This is a genomic window from Mycobacterium sp. E3339, from assembly GCF_001666915.1.
Taxonomy (GTDB): Bacteria; Actinomycetota; Actinomycetes; order Mycobacteriales; family Mycobacteriaceae; genus Mycobacterium.
This window is the reverse complement of the sequence record NZ_LZIZ01000164.1, coordinates 1-19004: the sequence shown is the minus strand read 5'-3', so window position 1 is coordinate 19004 and position 19004 is coordinate 1. Positions and strand designations below refer to the sequence as shown.

The 19004-nt window shown below is 70.1% G+C and carries 19 protein-coding genes; 13 read left to right on the top strand and 6 right to left on the bottom strand.

Annotated features, from left to right (window positions below; genetic code table 11):
• Window positions 1-13: 13 nt before the first annotated feature.
• Both A5702_RS14715 and A5702_RS14710 read right to left on the bottom strand, forming a co-directional pair.
• Entirely contained in the window at window positions 14-349 is a 336-nt protein-coding gene (locus A5702_RS14715) for a hydrogenase maturation nickel metallochaperone HypA (protein WP_055400412.1), read from the bottom strand.
• Between the two features lie 42 nt (window positions 350-391).
• Entirely contained in the window at window positions 392-1507 is a 1116-nt protein-coding gene (locus A5702_RS14710) for a HoxN/HupN/NixA family nickel/cobalt transporter (RefSeq protein WP_068221581.1), read from the bottom strand.
• 156 nt (window positions 1508-1663) lie between these two features.
• On the opposite strand from A5702_RS14710, the gene A5702_RS14705 reads away from it, so the two are divergent.
• Window positions 1664-2128, top strand: a complete 465-nt coding sequence (locus A5702_RS14705) for a Fur family transcriptional regulator (RefSeq protein WP_067815479.1) — start codon at window positions 1664-1666, stop codon at window positions 2126-2128.
• Between the two features lie 7 nt (window positions 2129-2135).
• Here the strand turns inward: A5702_RS14705 and mtr are convergent, their stop codons facing one another.
• Both mtr and A5702_RS14695 read right to left on the bottom strand, forming a co-directional pair.
• Window positions 2136-3524: a mycothione reductase gene (gene mtr, locus A5702_RS14700; protein ID WP_068221578.1), complete on the bottom strand. Its 1389-nt coding sequence runs from the start codon at window positions 3522-3524 to the stop codon at window positions 2136-2138.
• 4 nt (window positions 3525-3528) lie between these two features.
• A complete protein-coding gene (locus A5702_RS14695; RefSeq protein ID WP_068221576.1) occupies window positions 3529-4542 on the bottom strand; it encodes an alpha/beta hydrolase in 1014 nt (337 codons plus the stop codon).
• A gap of 110 nt (window positions 4543-4652) precedes the next feature.
• Here A5702_RS14695 and mqo point away from each other — a divergent pair, with 110 nt between their 5' ends.
• The 8 genes from mqo (at window position 4653) to A5702_RS14655 (ending at window position 15286) form a co-directional block, all read left to right on the top strand.
• The gene (gene mqo, locus A5702_RS14690) at window positions 4653-6155 is read left to right on the top strand and encodes a malate dehydrogenase (quinone) (RefSeq protein ID WP_082956073.1); all 1503 of its coding nucleotides are present in this window, start codon (window positions 4653-4655) and stop codon (window positions 6153-6155) included.
• Window positions 6152-6631, top strand: a complete 480-nt coding sequence (locus A5702_RS14685; RefSeq protein WP_055400404.1) for a GNAT family N-acetyltransferase — start codon at window positions 6152-6154, stop codon at window positions 6629-6631. The genes mqo and A5702_RS14685 overlap by 4 nt, the downstream gene beginning before the upstream one ends.
• The gene (locus A5702_RS14680) at window positions 6628-8463 is read left to right on the top strand and encodes a magnesium chelatase subunit D family protein (protein ID WP_068221574.1); all 1836 of its coding nucleotides are present in this window, start codon (window positions 6628-6630) and stop codon (window positions 8461-8463) included. Before A5702_RS14685 ends, A5702_RS14680 begins: the two co-directional genes overlap by 4 nt.
• A 15-nt stretch (window positions 8464-8478) precedes the next feature.
• Entirely contained in the window at window positions 8479-9093 is a 615-nt protein-coding gene (gene cobO, locus A5702_RS14675) for a cob(I)yrinic acid a,c-diamide adenosyltransferase (RefSeq protein ID WP_068221572.1), read from the top strand.
• Window positions 9090-10466: a cobyrinate a,c-diamide synthase gene (locus tag A5702_RS14670; RefSeq protein WP_197506568.1), complete on the top strand. Its 1377-nt coding sequence runs from the start codon at window positions 9090-9092 to the stop codon at window positions 10464-10466. Before cobO ends, A5702_RS14670 begins: the two co-directional genes overlap by 4 nt.
• Window positions 10467-10475: 9 nt before the next feature.
• Window positions 10476-11681, top strand: a complete 1206-nt coding sequence (gene cobA, locus A5702_RS14665; protein ID WP_068221570.1) for a uroporphyrinogen-III C-methyltransferase — start codon at window positions 10476-10478, stop codon at window positions 11679-11681.
• A 33-nt stretch (window positions 11682-11714) separates the two neighbouring features.
• Window positions 11715-13307, top strand: a complete 1593-nt coding sequence (locus A5702_RS14660; protein ID WP_055400394.1) for an MFS transporter — start codon at window positions 11715-11717, stop codon at window positions 13305-13307.
• A 230-nt stretch (window positions 13308-13537) separates the two neighbouring features.
• Window positions 13538-15286: a proline--tRNA ligase gene (locus tag A5702_RS14655; RefSeq protein ID WP_068221568.1), complete on the top strand. Its 1749-nt coding sequence runs from the start codon at window positions 13538-13540 to the stop codon at window positions 15284-15286.
• A gap of 21 nt (window positions 15287-15307) precedes the next feature.
• Here A5702_RS14655 and A5702_RS14650 read toward each other — a convergent pair whose 3' ends face one another.
• Window positions 15308-15754, bottom strand: a complete 447-nt coding sequence (locus A5702_RS14650; RefSeq protein ID WP_055400388.1) for a ferritin-like domain-containing protein — start codon at window positions 15752-15754, stop codon at window positions 15308-15310.
• Entirely contained in the window at window positions 15751-16287 is a 537-nt protein-coding gene (locus A5702_RS14645; protein WP_055400461.1) for a hypothetical protein, read from the bottom strand. The genes A5702_RS14650 and A5702_RS14645 overlap by 4 nt, the downstream gene beginning before the upstream one ends.
• Window positions 16288-16491: 204 nt before the next feature.
• On the opposite strand from A5702_RS14645, the gene rimP reads away from it, so the two are divergent.
• From rimP to A5702_RS14630, 4 genes are all read left to right on the top strand, one after another.
• Complete coding sequence (rimP, locus tag A5702_RS14640) at window positions 16492-17019, top strand: ribosome maturation factor RimP (RefSeq protein WP_055400386.1); 528 nt, start codon at window positions 16492-16494, stop codon at window positions 17017-17019.
• Window positions 17019-18074 (top strand): transcription termination factor NusA, encoded by a 1056-nt coding sequence (gene nusA / locus A5702_RS14635; RefSeq protein WP_055400383.1) that lies wholly within the window; start codon window positions 17019-17021, stop codon window positions 18072-18074. Before rimP ends, nusA begins: the two co-directional genes overlap by 1 nt.
• A 94-nt stretch (window positions 18075-18168) precedes the next feature.
• On the top strand, window positions 18169-18552 hold the full coding sequence (locus A5702_RS25740; RefSeq protein WP_197506567.1) for a YlxR family protein: 384 nt from the start codon (window positions 18169-18171) through the stop codon (window positions 18550-18552).
• Window positions 18553-18615: 63 nt separating this feature from the next.
• The coding region (locus tag A5702_RS14630) for a translation initiation factor IF-2 N-terminal domain-containing protein (protein ID WP_197506566.1) at window positions 18616-19004 on the top strand (389 nt) is incomplete at its 3' end.

The following is a 19004-nucleotide window of genomic DNA, read 5'->3' as shown; positions in this document are numbered from 1 at the left end:
GAACGGTCGCTTTTCACGAGACGTCCAGGGACGTCACCAAGAACTCGTTGCCCTGCAACACCTCGACGTCGGAGCTGTCGCACCGCGGGCACCAGATGGACCAGGCCGACGTGATCTCCGATCGCCGGCCGCAGGCGCGGCAGCGCACCTCGGCCCCCACGCACTCGAGTTCCAGCTCGGCCTCCGGCATGTTCTCGGCGTCGCGCACCAGCGTCCAGCAGAACGACAGCGACTCGGGCACCACCTGGCGGAGCGCCCCGATCCGCACGCGCACCACGTCGACGTGTCGACCGTCGGCGTGCGTCTTGGCCACACCGGCGATCGCTTCGCACAGCGACAGCTCATGCATGAGCACTGTTCTACACCCGAACGGCCCCGCAACGCAGCGGTGTCACGAGGGAGCCCACTTCTGTTCGAGGCGACCGCAGCGCCAGACCAGCACCGCCACCGCCCAGGTGACGACGAAGGCGCCCACCACGAAATAGCCGACGGTGTTGAGGTCCAGCCCGCCGATCCAGCTCCAAAACGCGCCCCGCCAGCCGAACTGCTCGGCGAACAGGGCGAGTAGTTCGACGCTGCCGATCACCAGCGCGACGAGGACCGACAGCGCCGTGATGGTGATGTTGTAGTAGATCTTGCGCACCGGGTTGGAAAAGGCCCAGCCGTACGCGAAGTTCATGAACGAGCCGTCAATGGTGTCCAGCAGGCACATGCCGGCGGTGAACAGCACCGGCAGGCACACGATCGCGTACCACGGCAACCCGGCGGCCGCACTGCTGCCGGCCAGGACCAGCAGCGCGATCTCGGTGGCGGTGTCGAAGCCGAGCCCGAACAGCACCCCGACCGGATAGGAGTGCCACGACTTGGTGATCGATTTGGTGAAGCGGCCGAGGAATCGGTTCATCAGACCGCGGTCGTTCAGCTGCCGCTCGAGTTCGGCCCCGTCGGCGTCGGGGTCGTAGTCACCGCGACGCAGCCGGCCGAACACCCGCAGGATGCCCACCAGCACGACCACGTTGAGGAGCGCGATCACGTAGAGGAAGACCCCGGAGACGCCGGTGCCGATCAGCCCCGTGTAGTGGTGCAGCGCGGACGAGTCGTCGCGCACTCCTCCGACGATCGTCTTGATCCCGGACGCCAGCAGGACCGCCAGCCCGAAGACCACGGTGGAATGGCCCAGCGAGAAGAAGAATCCCACCGCCAGGGGTCGTTGCCCGTCGTTCATCAGCTTGCGCGTGGTGTTGTCGATGGCGGCGATGTGGTCGGCGTCGAACGCGTGCCGCAGGCCAAGGGCGTAGGCCGTCAGCCCGACGCCGACGCCAAATGCCTTGCCGCCGAGGCTGAATTGCGCGGGGGTCACCAGGGCCACCAAGGTGAACCAGCCGATCACGTGGAGCGCGACGATGACCGCCGCCATCGCCGCGAGCCGCCACCACTCCGCCGGCGTCAACGCGTTGCGAAGCTTGGCCGTCCATGACGGGCGCCCGTCGAGCTCGGTGCTGGCCACTGGATTCCTTCCAGCGTCGGGCGGGGGAACCGACGGCACGACTGTATGTGTCGCCCTCGGCCAGATGCAAGCGGGTCGCAGGAATCGCGACCGGGGGGTGCCGGCGAATTCGGCCGAAAACTGGCGCGGCCGGTGTGGCGGCGCGACACTGAACGGGTGACGCCCAAGCCAGCGGCACTCGACCCGTCGGTCACCGCCCGGATCGGCGATCTGCTGCGCGCGCGGGGGCTGCGGCGGATGTCGTCGCGGATCCAGGTGCTGGCCGTGCTCGAGCCGGTCGACGGGCACCTGCCGGTGGCGGAGATCCACAAGCGGGTGCGGGCCTGCCTGCCGCACGGCGCCCACGCCCCCGACGTGGCGACCATCTATCGCACGGTGACCACCCTGGTCGAGCAGAAAGTGCTGCACGCCTTGACCGTCGACGGCGGCGTCACCACTTACGGGATGGCCACCGCGCCGCACCACCACGCCGTCTGCACCGAATGCGGCGCGATCATCGAGGTGCCCGCCCGCCAGCTCAGTTCGGCGCTCGAACACGCGATGGCGGGCAGTTCCTTTGCGCTGTCCGAGGCGGCGGGCCTGACGCTGCACGGCCTGTGCCCGCAGTGCCAGCGGCGCTGAGCTCGGTCTACCGGTTGCGACCCAGATCCAAGAGTGCGTTCTCGACCACTTCGGGCAGCGCCGGGTGGATCCAGTACTGGCCGCGGGCCATCTCCGGGGCGGTCAACCCGAAGCTCATCGCCTGAATCAGCGGCTGGATGATCGAGGATGCCTGCGGGCCCATGATGTGCGCGCCGAGCAAGCAGCCGGTGTTGCGCTCGGCGATGAGCTTCACTATCCCGGTGGTGTCCTCCATCGCCCAGCCGTAGGCGACGTCGCCGTAATCGTGGATCGCGACCGAAATGTCGAATCCTTTTGCCATGGCCTGTGTTTCGGTTAGCCCGACGGCCGCCAGCTGCGGATCGGTGAATACCGCCGACGGCACGTAGCGGTGATCGGTCCGCACCATCGACTCGGTGTCGTCCCAGTCGCAGAACAGGTTGTGCGCAACGACGCGGGCCTCATGGTTGGCGACGTGCTTGAGCTGATAGGGCGAGCTGACGTCGCCGAGGGCGAAAACGCCACGGGCCGAGGTGCGTTGGTATTCGTCGACCACCACCCGGCCGTCCTCGACGTCGACACCGGCCTGTTCGGCGTCCAGCAGGTCGGCGTTGGACAACCGGCCGGTCGCGACCAGCAACAGGTCGGCGTGCAGCGTTGACCCGTCGTCGAGTCGCAGCGCGACGCCGGAGCCTTCGTTGCTGCCGCCCACGACATTGCGGTGCATGCGCAGCTCCCATTTGGCGGCGGCGATGCGGGTGAAGCGTTTGCAGATGGTGTCGTCGGAATTCCGCAGCATGGTGGCGCCTCTGCACACCAGCGTGACGCGCACGCCCAGAGAGGAGAACACGTGAGCGAATTCTGCTGCCACGTAGCCGCTTCCGACGATGACGAGGTGCCCGGGCAGCTCGGGGATGCGCATGATCGTGTCGCTGGTGTGATAGGCGACGCCGCAGTCGAGGATCGCGGGCGGGATCACCGGCCGCGACCCCGCGGCGATCACCACCCGGTCGGCGGTGAATTCGTCACCGGCGTCGGTGCGCAACAGGTAGCGCCCGTCGGGCTGAACCGGCCCGAACCGGGTGTGCTGGCCGTACAGGTCGACGTTCGGTGATGAGCGGCGGTAGTCTTCGCCGCTCATCGAGATCGGATCGATGCGTCCGAAGATGCGCGAGACGATGTCGTCCCAGCGCACCCCGTCGATGTGCGCGTCGACCCCGTAGCGCGCCGCGTCGCGGATCGTCGTGGCCACTTCGGCGGCGTAGACGAACATCTTGGTCGGGATGCAGCCCACGTTGAGGCAGGTGCCGCCGAAGGTGCCGTGCTCGCACAGCGCCGTTCGCATCTCCTTGAATCTATCGTCGAAAATGCTGTTGCCCGAACCGGTCCCGATGATCGCGAGGTCGTATGTCTCCATCTCCTCACCCCCGCTTCGATGGCTGGGTGCGATCGGCGTTGAGGTAGTCGTCCAGCCAGCGGTCAAGCTGGCGATAGGCAGCCTCCCGCGGCCCCGGCAGCGAAAGGAAGACATCGTGTTTGGCGTCGCCGATCGGGACCATGGTGCTGCGATTCCCGATGCACCCGGCCCACCGGGCGATCTGGCTGACGTCGAGAACCGCGTCGCCGCTTTGCATGGACGCCGCGTCGCTGGTTTCTCGCACGGTGTGATCCGAACGCAGGATCAGGTTGGGCACCCCGACGTCCAGCCCGCGGTGCAGCCGGACCTGGCCGCGGCGGATGGCGTGCAGCCAACCGAGCGTGATGGGAAAGCCGCCCAGCGGTTTCCACTGCAGGTTGTAATCGAACTCGCCGTGATAGTCGCGGTGCAGGGTGGTGCCGTAGCCGCCGTCGGTGGGCGAGCGCACCACACTCTTGGACCGCACCCGGGACAGCCCCGCGATCAGCGCCGAGGTCACGGAGTGGCGCAGCACCGCCGGCCCGTGCAGGTCCAGGAAGGGGCTGTTGAGCACCAAGCCCCCGACGCCGGCGTGGGCCGCGGCGTCGCGCCGGCGAAGCCGGTCCAGCCACAGCGACACGATGAGCCCGCCGGCGGAATGGCCGTACACCAGGACCTTGGCGGGCCGCTCCAGTTCGCGGATGATCGCCAGCGCTTGCCCGAGTTCGGCGTCGTAGTCGTCGAGGTTGGTGATGAAGTGCGGCGTCTGGCCGTCGCGGCGTGACCGCCCGCATTTCTGTAGGTCCAGCGCGTAGAAGGCGAAGCCGCGGTCGGCGAAGTGATCGGCCAGCGCCGTGTGGAAGAAGTAGTCGGTGTAGCCGTGCACGGCGAGCACCGCATGGCCGGTCCCGTGGGGACCGGTGGGCTCGCCGCGCCGGATCAGCGTCGCGACGATCTCGCCCTCGCCGACCGGGTCGGGCCCGAGCGGAATGGTGCGCTGCCAATAACCGGGCAGGACATCGGGCACCCAGCCAGTCACCAGGCCAGCTTAGAGGTTTTGCTGGTCGCGGGGAGGCGCATGCCGGTCGTGCCCGGTTCGCCTCGGGATAGCCTGGGGACCGGCACAGTCGAGGAAAGGACCGGGAGCAGGTGTCGTCGCTAGCCCGAACCGCACGGACGGACGTCGTGCTGGTGGGCGCGGGCATCATGAGCGCTACCCTGGGCGCGTTGCTGCGGCGGCTGCAGCCCGACTGGTCGATGACGATCGTCGAACGGCTGGACGCGGTCGCCGCCGAAAGCAGCAGCCCCTGGAACAACGCCGGCACCGGGCACTCCGCGCTGTGCGAGCTCAACTACACCCCGCAAAACCCGGACGGCTCTATCGACATCACCAAAGCGGTGCGCATCAACGAGCAGTTCCAGGTGAGCCGGCAGTTCTGGGCCTACGCCGTCGAGAACGGGATCCTGACCGACACCAACTTCCTCAACCCGATCCCGCACGTGAGTTTCGTGCGCGGCGCGCGGGGCGTCGACTTTCTGCGGCGCCGGCAGCGGGCCCTCGCGGCCAACCCGCTCTTCGCCGGCACCGAATTCGTCGACGACCCGCAAGAGTTCGCCCGCCGGCTGCCGTTCATGGCCGCCAAGCGCGACTTCACCGAACCGACCGCGCTCAACTGGGCGCCCCACGGCACCGACGTCGACTTCGGCGCGCTGGCCCGCCAGCTCGTCGGCTTCTGCGTGCAGGGCGGCGCGACCGCGCTGTTCGGCCACGAGGTCCGCGATCTGACCCGCCGGCCGGACGGCGGCTGGACCCTGCAGCTCCGCAATCGCCGCACCGGCGAAAAGCACCGGCTGGAAGCCAAATTCGTCTTCGTCGGGGCCGGCGGCGACGCGCTGCCGCTGTTGCAGAAGTCGGGCATCAAGGAGGTCAGGGGCTTCGCCGGATTCCCCATCGGCGGCCGGTTCCTGCGGACCGACAACCCGGCGCTCACCGCCGCGCACCGGGCCAAGGTGTACGGGGTGCCGGCGGCGGGCGCCCCGCCGCTCGGCGCGCTGCACCTCGACCTCCGGTTCGTCAACGGCAAGTCGTGGCTGGTGTTCGGGCCCTTCGCCGGTTGGTCACCGAAGTTCTTGAAACACGGCCGCCTTTCGGACCTGGCCCGCTCGGTGAAACCGGACAACGCGGTGTCCATGCTCGGTGTCGGCCTCACCCAGCTGACACTGGTGAGGTACCTGATCGGCCAGCTGCGGCTGTCCGAACCGGATCGGATCGACGCGCTGCGCGAATTCGCGCCCAGCGCAACCGATTCGGATTGGGAGTTGACCGTGGCCGGTCAACGCGTGCAGGTGATTCGGCGGGACCGCCGCAAGGGGGGCGTGCTGGACTTCAGCACCACCGTGCTGGCGGATGCCGATGGCACCATCGCCGGGCTGCTGGGGGGCTCCCCGGGGGCGTCGACGGCGGTGGCGGCCATGCTCGAGGTGCTTGCGCGCTGCTTCGCCGGCCGCTACCCGTCCTGGCTGCCCGCGCTCAAGGAGATGGTGCCGTCGCTGGGGGTCGAGCTGTCCCGCGAACCGGCGCTGTACGACGAGGTGTGGTCCTGGGGCACCGAGGTGTTGCGGTTGAAGTCCGATTCGGGGGTTCGGTCATGAGTGAGGCGTTGCGTCGGTCTTGGGCCAAAGACCTTGGCGCCCGGACCCTTTACGAGCTGCTCAAGCTACGGGTTGAGGTGTTCGTGGTGGAGCAGGCCTGCCCGTACCCGGAGCTGGACGGGCGTGACCTGCTCGCCGAGACGCGGCACTTCTGGCTGGAGACGCCCGACGGCGAGGTGATCTGCACGCTGCGGTTGATGGAGGAGCACGCCGGCGGCCAGAAGGCGTTCCGGATCGGCCGGTTGTGCACCAAGCGCAGCGCGCGCGGGCAGGGACACACCACGCGGCTGCTGCGCGCCGCCCTGGCCGAGGTGGGCGACTACCCGTGCCGGATCGACGCGCAAACCTACCTGGCCGACATGTACGCCCAGCACGGGTTCGTCCGCGCCGGGGAGGATTTCGTCGACGACGGGATTCCGCACGTGCCGATGCTCAAGCCTTCACGCCCCGGCTCCGGCCTGACGGAGCTGCCGTGAAGCCCTACCCGTTCAGCGCGATCGTCGGGCACGACCAGCTGCGCCTGGCGCTGCTGTTGTGCGCGGTGCGCCCGGAGATCGGCGGCGCGCTCATCCGCGGCGAGAAGGGCACGGCCAAGTCGACGGCGGTGCGCGGCCTGGCGGCGCTGCTCTCGGCGGCCACCGGCGGCGAGGGCGCCGGCCTGGTCGAGATGCCGCTCGGCGCAACCGAAGACCGGGTGATCGGTTCGCTGGACCTGCAGCGGGTGCTGCGCGACGGCGAGCACGCGTTCTCGCCGGGGCTGCTGGCCCGCGCGCACGGCGGCGTGCTCTACGTCGACGAGGTCAACCTGCTGCACGACCATCTGGTGGACGTGCTGCTCGACGCCGCGGCCATGGGCCGCGTGCACATCGAACGCGACGGCATCTCCCATTCGCATGAGGCGCGCTTCGTGCTGATCGGCACCATGAATCCGGAGGAGGGCGAGCTGCGTCCGCAGCTGCTGGACCGGTTCGGTCTGACCGTCGACGTGCACGCGTCGCGCGATGTCGACGTGCGGGTGGAGGTGATCCGGCAGCGGATGGCCTACGAGGCCGACCCGGACGGGTTCGCCGAGCGGTACGCCGACGCCGAGGCGGCGTTGGCCCGGCGCATCGCCGACGCGCGGGCCCTGGTCGCCGACGTGGCGTTGCCCGACAACGAGTTACGGCGCATCGCCGCGGTCTGCGCGGCGTTCGACGTGGACGGCATGCGGGCCGATCTGGTGGTGGCCCGCACCGCCGCCGCGCATGCCGCCTGGCGCGGGGTGAAGTCCGTCGAAGAGCAGGACGTCCGGGTGGCCGCCGAGCTGGCGTTGCCGCATCGGCGCCGCCGCGACCCGTTCGACGACCCGGGCATCGACCGTGATCAGCTCGACGAGGCGCTGGCGCAAGCCGGCGACGACGATCCGGATCCCGAGCCCGATCCGCCGGGCGGGGGAGGGGCCGCCGAGGACATTGCGCCGCAAGGTGATTCGCGACCGGCGTCCAAGCCGCAGCCGCCGCGCCCCAGCGCGCCGCCGTCGCGGACCTTCCGCGCCCGGGCCCTGACGGTGCCCGGGGTCGGCGCGGGTGCGCCCGGGCGGCGGTCGCGGGCCCGCAACGCGACCGGCCGCGTGATCGCGGCCGCCGACGGCGACGACACGGGTTCCGGCGCGCACGGGCTGCACCTGTTCGCCACCGTGCTCTCGGCGGCCGAGCGCGCCGGCGCCGGGCCGCTGCGGCCGGGGCCGGACGACGTGCGCCGCGCGATCCGTGAGGGTCGCGAGGGCAACCTGGTCATCTTCGTCGTGGACGCGTCGGGGTCGATGGCGGCGCGCGACCGCATGGCCGCGGTGAGCGGCGCGACGTTGTCACTGCTGCGCGACGCGTACCAGCGCCGCGACAAGGTCGCCGTTATCACGTTCCGCCAGCAGGAGGCGCGGTTGCTGCTGCCGCCGACGTCGTCGGCGCACATCGCCGGGCGGCGACTGGCCCGATTCGACACCGGCGGCAAGACCCCACTGGCCGAAGGGCTGTTGGCCGCGCGTGAGCTGATCGTCCGCGAGAAGGCCCGCGACCGGGCAAGGCGCGCCCTGGTGGTGGTGCTGACCGACGGCCGAGCCACCGCGGGGCCGGACCCGTTGCGCCGCAGCAACATCGCGGCGGCGCGGCTGGTGTCCGAAGGCACCGCCGCGGTGGTCGTGGACTGCGAGACGTCCTATGTGCGGCTGGGTTTGGCCGAGAAGCTGGCCCGCCGGCTGGGCGCGCCGGCGGTGCGGCTCGAGCAGCTGCACGCGGACTCCCTGACGCGCGCGGTGCGCGGCGCGGCCTGAGGAAGGTATTCGCTGATGCCACAAGGCCGCCCCCTTCAGCTGCCCGACGACGGGTTGAGCACCAAGGCCCGGCGCAACACCCCGGTGCTGGCGGTGCACACCGGCCCCGGCAAGGGGAAATCGACGGCCGCCTTCGGAATGGCGTTGCGGGCGTGGAACGTCGGGCTTTCCGTCGCCGTCTTCCAGTTCGTCAAGAGCGCCAAGTGGAAGGTGGGTGAGGAGTCGGCCTTCGCGCAACTCGGCCGCGTGCACGACGAGCACCGGATCGGTGGGCCCGTCGAATGGCACAAGATGGGCGCGGGGTGGTCCTGGTCGCGCAAGGCGGGCAGCGAACTCGACCACGCGGCGGCGGCCGCCGACGGGTGGGCCGAGATCTCGCGCCGGCTGGCCGAGCAGCGCCACGACTTCTACGTGCTCGACGAGTTCACCTACCCGCTGAAGTGGGGATGGGTGGACGTCGACGAGGTGGTGGACGTGCTGCTGGCGCGGCCCGGCCACCAGCACGTGGTCATCACCGGGCGTGATGCCCCGCAGCGGTTGATCGAGGCGGCTGACTTGGTGACCGAGATGACGAAGATCAAGCACCCGATGGACGCGGGCCGCAAGGGGCAGAAGGGCATCGAGTGGTGAGCGTCCCCGCGGTGGTCGTCGCCGCGCCGGCATCTGGCAGCGGAAAGACCACCGTCGCAACGGGTTTGATCGGTGCCCTGCGGCGCGCCGGTCATGCCGTAGCGCCGTTCAAGGTCGGCCCGGATTTCATCGACCCCGGTTATCACGGCCTGGCCGCCGGGCGTCCCGGCCGCAACCTGGACCCGGTGCTGGTCGGCGAGAGCCTCGTCGGCCCGCTGTACGCGCACGGCGCCGACGGCGCGGACATCGCGGTGATCGAAGGCGTGATGGGCCTCTTCGACGGGCGGATCGGTCCCGCCGTCGCCGGCCCGGCGGACGGGTCCACCGCACACGTGGCCGGCCTCTTGGGCGCGCCGGTCATCCTGGTGGTCGACGCGCGCGGTCAGAGCCACAGCATCGCCGCACTGCTGCACGGCTTTTCGACGTTCGATGCCGGGACGCGGGTCCGCGGCGTGATCCTCAACCGCGTCGGCTCGGCCCGGCACGAGCAGGTGCTGCGGCAGGCCTGCGAGCAGGCGGGCGTCCCGGTGCTGGGCGCCATTCCGCGCACCGCCGAATTGGAGCTCCCGACAAGGTATTTGGGCCTGGTGACCGCGGTGGAGTACGGGCGGCGGGCGCGGCTCGCGGTCGCGGCGATGACCGACCTGGTGGCGCGCCACGTCGACCTGGCGGCCGTGGCGGCGGTGGCCGCGAGCCGCGCCGGCCCGGCGTGGGACCCGGCGACGGCGGCGGGCGGGGCTCCCGGCGCGCGGGCCACCGTGGCGATGGCGGCGGGAAAGGCGTTCAGCTTCGGCTACGCCGAGCATGCCGAGTTGCTCGAGGCCGCGGGCGCCGAGGTGGTCGAATTCGACCCGCTGGCCGACCCGTTGCCGGACGGCACGGACGCGGTGCTGCTGCCCGGTGGCTTCCCGGAACAGTTCACCGCGGAGCTCTCGGCCAACGACCTTGTGCGCCGGCAGATCAACGAGCTGGCCGCCGCCGGCGCGCCCATTCACGCCGAATGCGCCGGCCTCATCTACCTGGCCACCGAACTCGACGGCTACCCGATGTGCGGCGTGCTGGCCGGGTCGGCGCGGTTCACGCCGCACCTGACGCTGGCCTATCGCGACGCCGTGGCCGTCGCCGATTCGCCATTGTATCGCGCCGGACAGCGCGCGATGGGGCACGAATTCCACCGCACCGCAGTCACTTTCACCGACAGCTACCAGCCCGCGTGGGTGTATCGGGGTGCCGGGGTGGATGCCGTGCGCGACGGCGTGGTGCACGCCGGCGTGCACGCGTCGTATCTGCACACCCACCCGGCGGCCGCGCCGGAAGCGGTCGCGCGGTTCGTCGCGCACGCCGCCGCCCGCCGCGCTCGCGATCGCCACTAGGCTTGCCCGGTGACCGAGAACGCCTACCTCGTCGGACTGCGGCTGGCCGGCAAGAAGGTCGTCGTGGTCGGCGGCGGCTCGGTCGCCCAACGCCGGCTGCCCCTGCTGATCGCCAGCGGCGCGGACGTCCACGTCATCTCCCGCAGCGCCACCAGGTCGGTCGATGCGATGACCGGAATCACGTTGTCCCTGCGCGAATACCGCGACGGTGACCTCGACGGGGCCTGGTACGCGATCGCCGCCACCAACGACCCGGAAGTGAACGCGGCCGTCGTCGCCGAGGCCGAACGCCGCCACCTGTTCTGCGTCCGCGCCGACATCGCCGTGGAGGGGACCGCGGTGACCCCGGCGTCCTTCCGTTATGAGGGGTTATCGGTGGGGGTGTTGGCCGGCGGCGAGCACCGCCGCTCCGCGGCAATCCGCTCGGCCATCCGGGAGGCGTTGCAGACCGGGGTCATCACCGTGGACAGCGCGGTGAGCTCCGACGTCGTGCGCGGCGGGGTGGCGCTCGTCGGCGGCGGCCCCGGCGACCCCGAACTGATCACCGTGCGCGGGCGGCGCCTGCTGGCCCACGCCGACGTCGTGGTCGCCGACCGGCTCGCGCCGCCGGAGCTGCTGGCCGAGCTGCCGCCGCACGTGGAGGTGATCGACGCGGCCAAGATCCCCTACGGGCGGGCGATGGCCCAGGACGCGATCAACGACGTCATGATCGAGCGGGCCCGGTCCGGAAAGTTCGTCGTCCGGCTCAAGGGTGGGGACCCGTTCGTCTTCGCCCGCGGCTACGAGGAAGTGCAGGCGTGCGTGGACGCCGGGATCCCGGTGATCGTGGTTCCGGGTGTGACAAGTGCCATAGGAGTGCCCGCCCTGGCGGGCGTTCCGGTGACGCATCGGGCGATAAATCACGAATTCGTCGTGGTCAGCGGTCATCTGGCGCCCGATCACCCCGAATCGTTAGTGAATTGGAATGCGCTGGCCGCATTGTCGGGCACCATCGTTTTGCTGATGGCCGTCGAACGCATCGAGCTTTTCGCCGACGCGCTGATAAAAGGCGGTCGACCTGCGGATACGCCGGTGTTGGTGGTCCAGCACGGCACGACGGCCGAACAGCAGACTTTGCGGGCCACCCTCGCCGACACGCCCGAAAAGATCCGCGCCGAGGGCATCCGACCTCCCGCGATCATCGTGATCGGTCCGGTGGCGGCCTTCGGGCTTTAAACGGATCTTAAGATTACTGTAAGGTAACCCTTTATGACGGCCCTCAACGACAGTGAGCGCGCGGTGCGGAAATTCGCGTCAGCGCGCCCCGATCGTCCGGCCCCGGTGCGCGCCGAGCGCCCGGCGGAGACCGCCTCCACGCGCCTCAGCAAGTACTACCCGGCCTGGCTGCCTTCGCGTCGCTTCATCGCGGCCGTGATCGCCATCGGCGGTATGCAGTTGCTGGCGACCATGGACAGCACCGTCGCCATCGTGGCGCTGCCGAGGATCCAGAACGAGCTGAGCCTCTCGGACGCCGGCCGCAGCTGGGTGATCACCGCGTATGTGCTCACGTTCGGCGGCCTGATGCTGTTGGGCGGCCGGCTGGGCGACACCATCGGACGCAAGCGCACCTTCATCGTCGGCGTCGCGCTGTTCACCATTTCCTCGGTGCTGTGCGCGGTCGCCTGGGACGAGGCCACGATGGTCATCGCGCGGCTCTCCCAGGGCGTCGGGTCGGCCATCGCCTCGCCGACGGGCTTGGCGCTGGTGGCGACCACGTTCCCCAAGGGCCCGGCCCGTAACTTCGCGACGGCGGTGTTCGCCGCGATGACGGCCATCGGTTCGGTGATGGGCCTGGTGGTCGGCGGAGCGCTGACCGAGGTGTCCTGGCGGCTGGCCTTCCTGGTGAACGTGCCGATCGGGCTGGTGATGATCTACCTGGCCCGCACCGCGCTGCGCGAGACCAACCGCGAGCGGATGAAGCTCGACGCCACCGGCGCCATGCTCGCCACCCTGGCGTGCACCGCCGCCGTCTACGCCTTCTCGATGGGGCCGGAGAAGGGCTGGGTGTCGATCACCACCATCGCCTCGGGTGTCGTCGCGCTGGCCGCCGCGCTGGCCTTCGTCATCGTGGAGCGCACGGCCGAAAACCCCGTCGTCCCATTCAGTCTCTTCCGCGACCGCAACCGGCTGGTCACCTTCGCCGCGATCTTCCTGGCCGGCGGGCTGATGTTCAGCCTGACCGTCTGCATCGGCCTGTACGTGCAGGACATCCTGGGCTACAGCGCGCTGCGCGCGGGCGTCGGCTTCATTCCGTTCGTCATCGCGATGGGGATCGGCCTGGGCGTCTCCTCCCAGCTGGTGTCGCGGTTCTCGCCGCGGGTGCTGACCATCGGCGGTGGCGTCCTGCTGTTCTGGGCGATGCTTTACGGCTGGGCCTTCATGCACCGCGGCGTGCCCTATTTCCCCAACCTGGTGTTGCCGATCATCGTCGGCGGTATCGGCATCGGCATCTGCGTCGTCCCGCTGACGCTGTCGGCCATCGCGGGGGTGGGTTTCGATCAGATCGGGCCGGTGTCGGCGATCGCGTTGATGCTGCAGAGCCTCGGCGGACCGCTGGTGCTGGCCGTCATCCAGGCCGTGATCACGTCGCGCACGCTGTACCTGGGCGGCACGACCGGCCCGGTGAAGATCATGAACGACCTCCAGTTGCACGCGCTCGATCAGGGCTATACCTACGGCCTGTTGTGGGTGGCCGGCGTGGCCGTCATCGTCGGCGGTGCGGCCCTGTTGATCGGCTACACGCCGGAGCAGGTGGCCCACGCGCAAGAGGTCAAGGAAGCGATCGACGCCGGCGAGCTGTAGGTCTCGGCCGCCGACCGTCACGCCAGAGTGGCGTCGGCATGCCAGCGTTGCGCTGGCGTGACGCTCGTCGCAGGAACCCGCCACGTTAGGCCGAAGGCGGTGACCCGTCCCCCGCAAGCGGGAGGTACCCCCAGCGCCCGGCTCCGCGGGGGTACCCCCAGCGCCCGGTCCCCCGCAAGCGGGCGGTACCCCCACCGTCGCGCTTGCGATCACCGCTAGGCTGGCCCGCTGTGATCACCCGGATGTCCGAGTTGTTCTTGCGCACATTGCGCGACGACCCTGCCGACGCGGAAGTGCCCAGCCACAAACTGCTGATCCGGGCCGGTTACGTCCGGCCCGTCGCACCCGGGTTGTACAGCTGGCTGCCGCTCGGCCTGCGGGTGCTGCGCAGGATCGAAAGCATCGTCCGCGAGGAGATGAACGCCATCGGCGGGCAGGAGATCCTGTTCCCCGCCCTGCTGCCCCGCGCGCCCTACGAGACCACGAACCGGTGGACCGAATACGGCGACGGCGTGTTCCGGGTCAAGGACCGTCGCGGCAACGACTACCTGCTGGGGCCGACGCACGAGGAACTGTTCACCCTGACCGTCAAAGGCGAATACAGCTCCTACAAAGACTTTCCGGTGCTGCTCTATCAGATCCAGAACAAGTACCGCGACGAGGCGCGGCCCCGGGCGGGCATCCTGCGGGTGCGCGAGTTCGTGATGAAGGACTCCTACTCCTTCGACATCGACGACGCCGGGCTCAAGGCCGCCTACCACGCGCACCGGGAGGCGTATCAGCGCATCTTCAATCGGCTCCAGGTGCGCTACGTGATCGTCTCCGCGGTGTCGGGGGCGATGGGTGGCAGCGCCTCCGAGGAGTTTTTGGCCGAAAGTCCGGTCGGTGAAGACACTTTCGTGCGTTGCCTGGAGTCCGGGTATGCGGCCAACGTCGAGGCCGTCGTCACCGCCCGCCCGGAGGCCCGGCCCATCGAGGGGCTGCCCGAGGCCGTGGTCCACGACACCGGCGACACCCCGACCATCGCCACGCTGGTCGAGTGGGCCAACACGGCCGACCTCGGCCGCACCGTCACCGCCGCCGACACCCTGAAGAACGTCCTGCTCAAGGTGCGCCAGCCCGGCGGGGATCCGGAGCTGCTGGGCATCGGGCTGCCCGGCGACCGCGAGGTCGACGACAAGAGGCTGGGCGCGGCGCTGGATCCGGCCGAGTACGCGTTGCTCGACGACGCCGACTTCGCCAAGTACCCGTTCCTGGTGAAGGGTTATATCGGTCCTAAGGCGTTGCGCGACAACGGTGTTCGCTATCTCGTCGACCCGCGGGTGGTGGACGGCACCAGCTGGATCACCGGGGCGGACGAGAAGGGCCGCCACGTCGTCGGCCTGGTGGCCGGCCGGGATTTCACCGCCGACGGCACCATCGAGGCCGCCGAGGTGCGCGACGGCGATCCGTCGCCCGACGGCGCCGGCCCGCTGGTGTCGGCGCGGGGCATCGAGGTCGCGCACATCTTCCAGCTCGGCCGCAAATACACCGACGCCTTCACCGCCGACGTGCTCGGTGAGGACGGCAAGCCGGTGCGGCTGACCATGGGCTCCTACGGGCTCGGGGTGTCGCGCATGGTGGCCGTCATCGCCGAGCAGCACCACGACGAGCTGGGCCTGCGCTGGCCGGCGTCGGTCGCGCCGTTCGACGTGCACCTGGTGATCGCCAATAAGGACGCGGACGCCCGCACCGGGGCGACCGCGCTGGCCGCCGACCTGGACGGGCTGGGCGTCGAGGTGCTGCTCGACGACCGGCAGGCCTCGCCGGGGGTCAAGTTCAAGGACGCCGAGTTGCTGGGCGTGCCCTGGATCCTGGTGGTGGGCCGCGGCTGGGGCAACGGCGTGGTCGAGCTGCGCGACCGCTTCAGCGGCGAGACGCGTGAGCTGGCCACCGGGCCGTCGCTGGCCGCCGACGTCGCGGCCGCGCTGACCGGGTAGCGCTCCAAACCCCTTGCGGCGCTAGTCGTTTCCGCCCGGGAAGCTCGTCGTGATGGGCCAGGCGCCCAGCACGCGGTTCCAGCGGGCGGCCATCACGGCGCTCTGCGTCAGCGCCGTCGCGGCGAACGCGCGGTCGTCGGCCGTCTCGGCGTGCTCGATCACCACCCGCCAGGCCGACGCGCAGTCGTTCTCCATCCGGGCGGCCAGGCGCGCCGCGTCCGCGGCGCTGCCGATCAGCATCGGCAGCTGGTAGCCGGGGGCGGCGACCGGGGCGTTGACCTTGCGGGCGGTCAGCATCGCGATCACGTCGTCGCGGCGCTGGCGGTGCTGCAACAGGGCCTCCACCACCATGCCGTTCACGCTGGGCGGCGACAGTGCCGAGACCATGCCGTAGCCGTAGATCGTCGAGTGTTCGATGGCCAGCGCGTCGCACAACGCCGCGTTGTCGGCGTCCTTGCCGGAGCTCATATCGACGGGCCCCCGGGCACCAGGGCGACCGTGTACGACGCCGTGCACGACGCGATGATCGACGCGAGCAGCCCCGCACGGTAGCCGGATTCGCCCGCCACCAGGCGGCTGGCGCTGTCCGCCGAGGCGCGCAACGCGTTGATCACGTCGGACACCGGCGGCGGGGGCGGCGGCGGGCCCGCCGGTTCGGCGGCGCTCGGGCTCGGGGTGGCGGTCTCGCTGGTCGACGAGCTGGTGATCTTGCCGGCGGCCCGCGAGATCTCCGTGGACAGGGCGCGGGCGTGCGCGGCGCGCTGGCTAGCGACCACCGTCAGCGCGGCGGCGATCTGCGGCGGATTGCCGACGGCCGCCGCGGCGGCGCCGGCCAGCGCGCTGTCCTTGCGGGCCTGATCCAACGGGCCCAGCAACTCTTCGACGGCCGGGGGCTTGGGCGGGGACTCGCCGCAGGCGGAGGTGACCACCCCGAGCGCAGCCAGAGCCGCGCCGCCGGCGAGCACACCCCGCCGGTTGACGACGGGAACTGCGCTAGACACAAACACATCCTGCCATCGGTGCGGCGGTGGGTACGAAGCCAGGACGCGATCCGGCCGTCAGACGCGAATCCTGGCGTATCGTTGATAGCTGGCTCTCGCGGAACGGCAGCCCTCGCGTTCCGCCGGGACACTGGAGCCGCCCGCAAGCCAGCGGGGCGGCGACGCCCTCCAGCTGACCGGACAACTCAAGATGAGGAGCTCGCCGTGACCACCGGGCTACCTTCGCAGACGCAGGTGATCGAGCTACTCGGTGGAGAGTTCGCGCGCGCGGGATATGAGATCGAAGACGTGGTCATCGACGCCCGCACGCGCCCGCCGCGGATCATGGTCGTCGCCGACGGTGACAAAGCCCTTGACCTGGACACCATCGCGGACCTGTCACGCTCCGCGTCGACTTTGCTGGACGGCCTCGACGGCATCCGGGACCGCTACGTGCTCGAGGTGAGTTCCCCGGGCGTGGAACGCCCGCTGACCAGCGAAAAGCACTTTCGCCGCGCCCATGGCCGCAAGGTGGACGTCGACCTGGCGGACGGTTCCCGCCTGACCGGCCGGGTCGGGGAGACCCGCGACCACGCCGTCACGCTCGTGGTTCGCCAGGGCCGCGACTACACGGTGCGCGAGATTCCGCTCGCCGACATCGCCAAAGCCGTTGTCCAGGTGGAGTTTTCGCCGCCGGCCCAAGCGGAGTTGGAGCTGGCGGGCCGGGCCGACAGGACGGAGGAGCGGCGCTGATGAATATCGACATGGCCGCGCTGCACGCCATCGAGGTGGATCGGGGCATCTCGGTCAACGAGCTGCTCGAGACGATCAAATCGGCGCTGCTCACCGCCTACCGGCACACCGAGGGCCACCAGAACGACGCGCGCATCGAGATCGACCGCAAGACCGGTGTGGTGCGCGTCGTCGCCCGCGAGACCGACGACGACGGCAACGTGATCAGCGAATGGGACGACACCCCCGAGGGTTTCGGCCGCATCGCCGCGACCACCGCGCGTCAGGTCATGCTGCAGCGGTTTCGGGACGCCGAAAACGAGCGCACCTACGGCGAGTTCTCGACCCGCGAGGGCGAGATCGTCGCGGGCGTCATCCAGCGCGACAGCCGCGCCAACGCCCGCGGGCTGGTCGTGGTCCGGATGGGCACCGAGACTAAGGCGTCCGAGGGCGTCATCCCGGCCGCCGAACAGGTGCCCGGCGAAAGCTACGAGCACGGCAACCGGGTGCGTTGCTACGTGATCGGGGTGACCCGCGGATCGCGCGAGCCGCTGATCACGCTGTCGCGGACGCACCCCAACCTGGTACGCAAGTTGTTCTCCCTGGAGGTCCCCGAGATCGCCGACGGTTCGGTCGAGATCGTGGCGGTGGCCCGCGAGGCCGGCCATCGCTCCAAGATCGCGGTGAAATCCAACGTCTCCGGCCTGAACGCGAAAGGGGCCTGCATCGGCCCGATGGGCCAGCGGGTCCGCAACGTGATGAGCGAGCTCTCGGGGGAGAAGATCGACATCATCGACTACGACGAAGACCCGTCCCGCTTCGTCGCCAACGCGTTGTCGCCGGCCAAGGTGGTGTCCGTGTCGATCATCGACCAGAACGCCCGGGCCGCCCGCGTGGTGGTGCCCGATTTCCAGCTTTCCCTGGCCATCGGCAAGGAGGGCCAGAACGCGCGTTTGGCGGCCCGGCTCACCGGGTGGCGCATCGACATCCGCGGCGATACGCCGGGTGCATCCGACGCGCATTCACAGGCCCACCCCGAGCGCGGCGCCACCCATCCGGTGGCGCACGACCGCTAGCGCGGCAACCCGACCGGACGGCCGCGTCGCGGGGGAGAGCGGCCCGCAGCCTCGGGCGGTTCTGACCATCGGGTAAGTGACGCTAGACTGAGCCGTGATCCAGCGTGAACCTTCGGCACCCGAAACCAGGGCGCACAAATGTGTGGACGGACCAGTCCGCACGTGCGTCGGGTGCCGGAAGCGAGGGTTGGCCGTCGAACTGCTTCGCGTAGCGGCTGTGTCGGACGGGAACGGCGGATATGCCGTGATCGTCGACACCAGGAGTAGCCTGCCGGGGCGGGGTGCGTGGCTGCACCCCGATCCGCAGTGCGTGCAACAGGCGATTCGGCGGCGGGCTTTCACCAGAGCGCTGCGCATCGCCGGTTCCCCGGACGTGTCCGCGGTGGTCGAGCACCTAGAGTCACTAGGCGCACCCGATCCTCTCGGCGCCAACAGAAGAGGCAGCAAAGAACATGAGCACACCGTGAAGTCCCGATGACCATGTGTCATAGCTAAACCGAGGCGCGGCCCCACGACTGTCGCCTCATAGACAGGAGATGTAGTGGCAGGTAAGGCCCGCGTACACGAGTTGGCTAAGGAACTCGGTGTCACCAGCAAGGAAGTCCTCGCCCGACTGAATGAACAGGGCGAATTCGTAAAATCCGCATCGTCGACGGTGGAGGCCCCCGTCGCTCGCCGGCTGCGCGAATCCTTCGGCGGCGGCAAGGCCGCCCCGGAGAAGACCGCGGCCAAGGCGGCCAAGGCGCCCGCCAAGGGCCCGGACAAATCGCTCGACCAGGCGCTCGACAAGGCCATCGGTAACGGCGAGGCGACCGCCGCGCCCGCCGCGACGGCGACCGCCGCCACCGCCGCCGGGGCGACCGCGGAAACCGCCCGCACCGCCGCCGCCACCGGGCGGGGCCCCGACTCCACCGCCGCCGCGGTAGTTGC

Excerpts from the sequence above, each read along its gene's own strand:
- A5702_RS14685 (WP_055400404.1), top strand. The coding sequence starts at position 6,152 with ATGAGTGAGGCGTTGCGTCGGTCTTGGGCCAAAGACCTTGGCGCCCGG.
- nusA (WP_055400383.1), top strand. The coding sequence starts at position 17,019 with ATGAATATCGACATGGCCGCGCTGCACGCCATCGAGGTGGATCGGGGC.
- cobO (WP_068221572.1), top strand. The coding sequence starts at position 8,479 with ATGCCACAAGGCCGCCCCCTTCAGCTGCCCGACGACGGGTTGAGCACC.
- mtr (WP_068221578.1), bottom strand. The coding sequence starts at position 3,524 with ATGGAGACATACGACCTCGCGATCATCGGGACCGGTTCGGGCAACAGC.
- A5702_RS14660 (WP_055400394.1), top strand. The coding sequence starts at position 11,715 with ATGACGGCCCTCAACGACAGTGAGCGCGCGGTGCGGAAATTCGCGTCA.
- A5702_RS14650 (WP_055400388.1), bottom strand. The coding sequence starts at position 15,754 with ATGAGCTCCGGCAAGGACGCCGACAACGCGGCGTTGTGCGACGCGCTG.
- A5702_RS14715 (WP_055400412.1), bottom strand. The coding sequence starts at position 349 with ATGCATGAGCTGTCGCTGTGCGAAGCGATCGCCGGTGTGGCCAAGACG.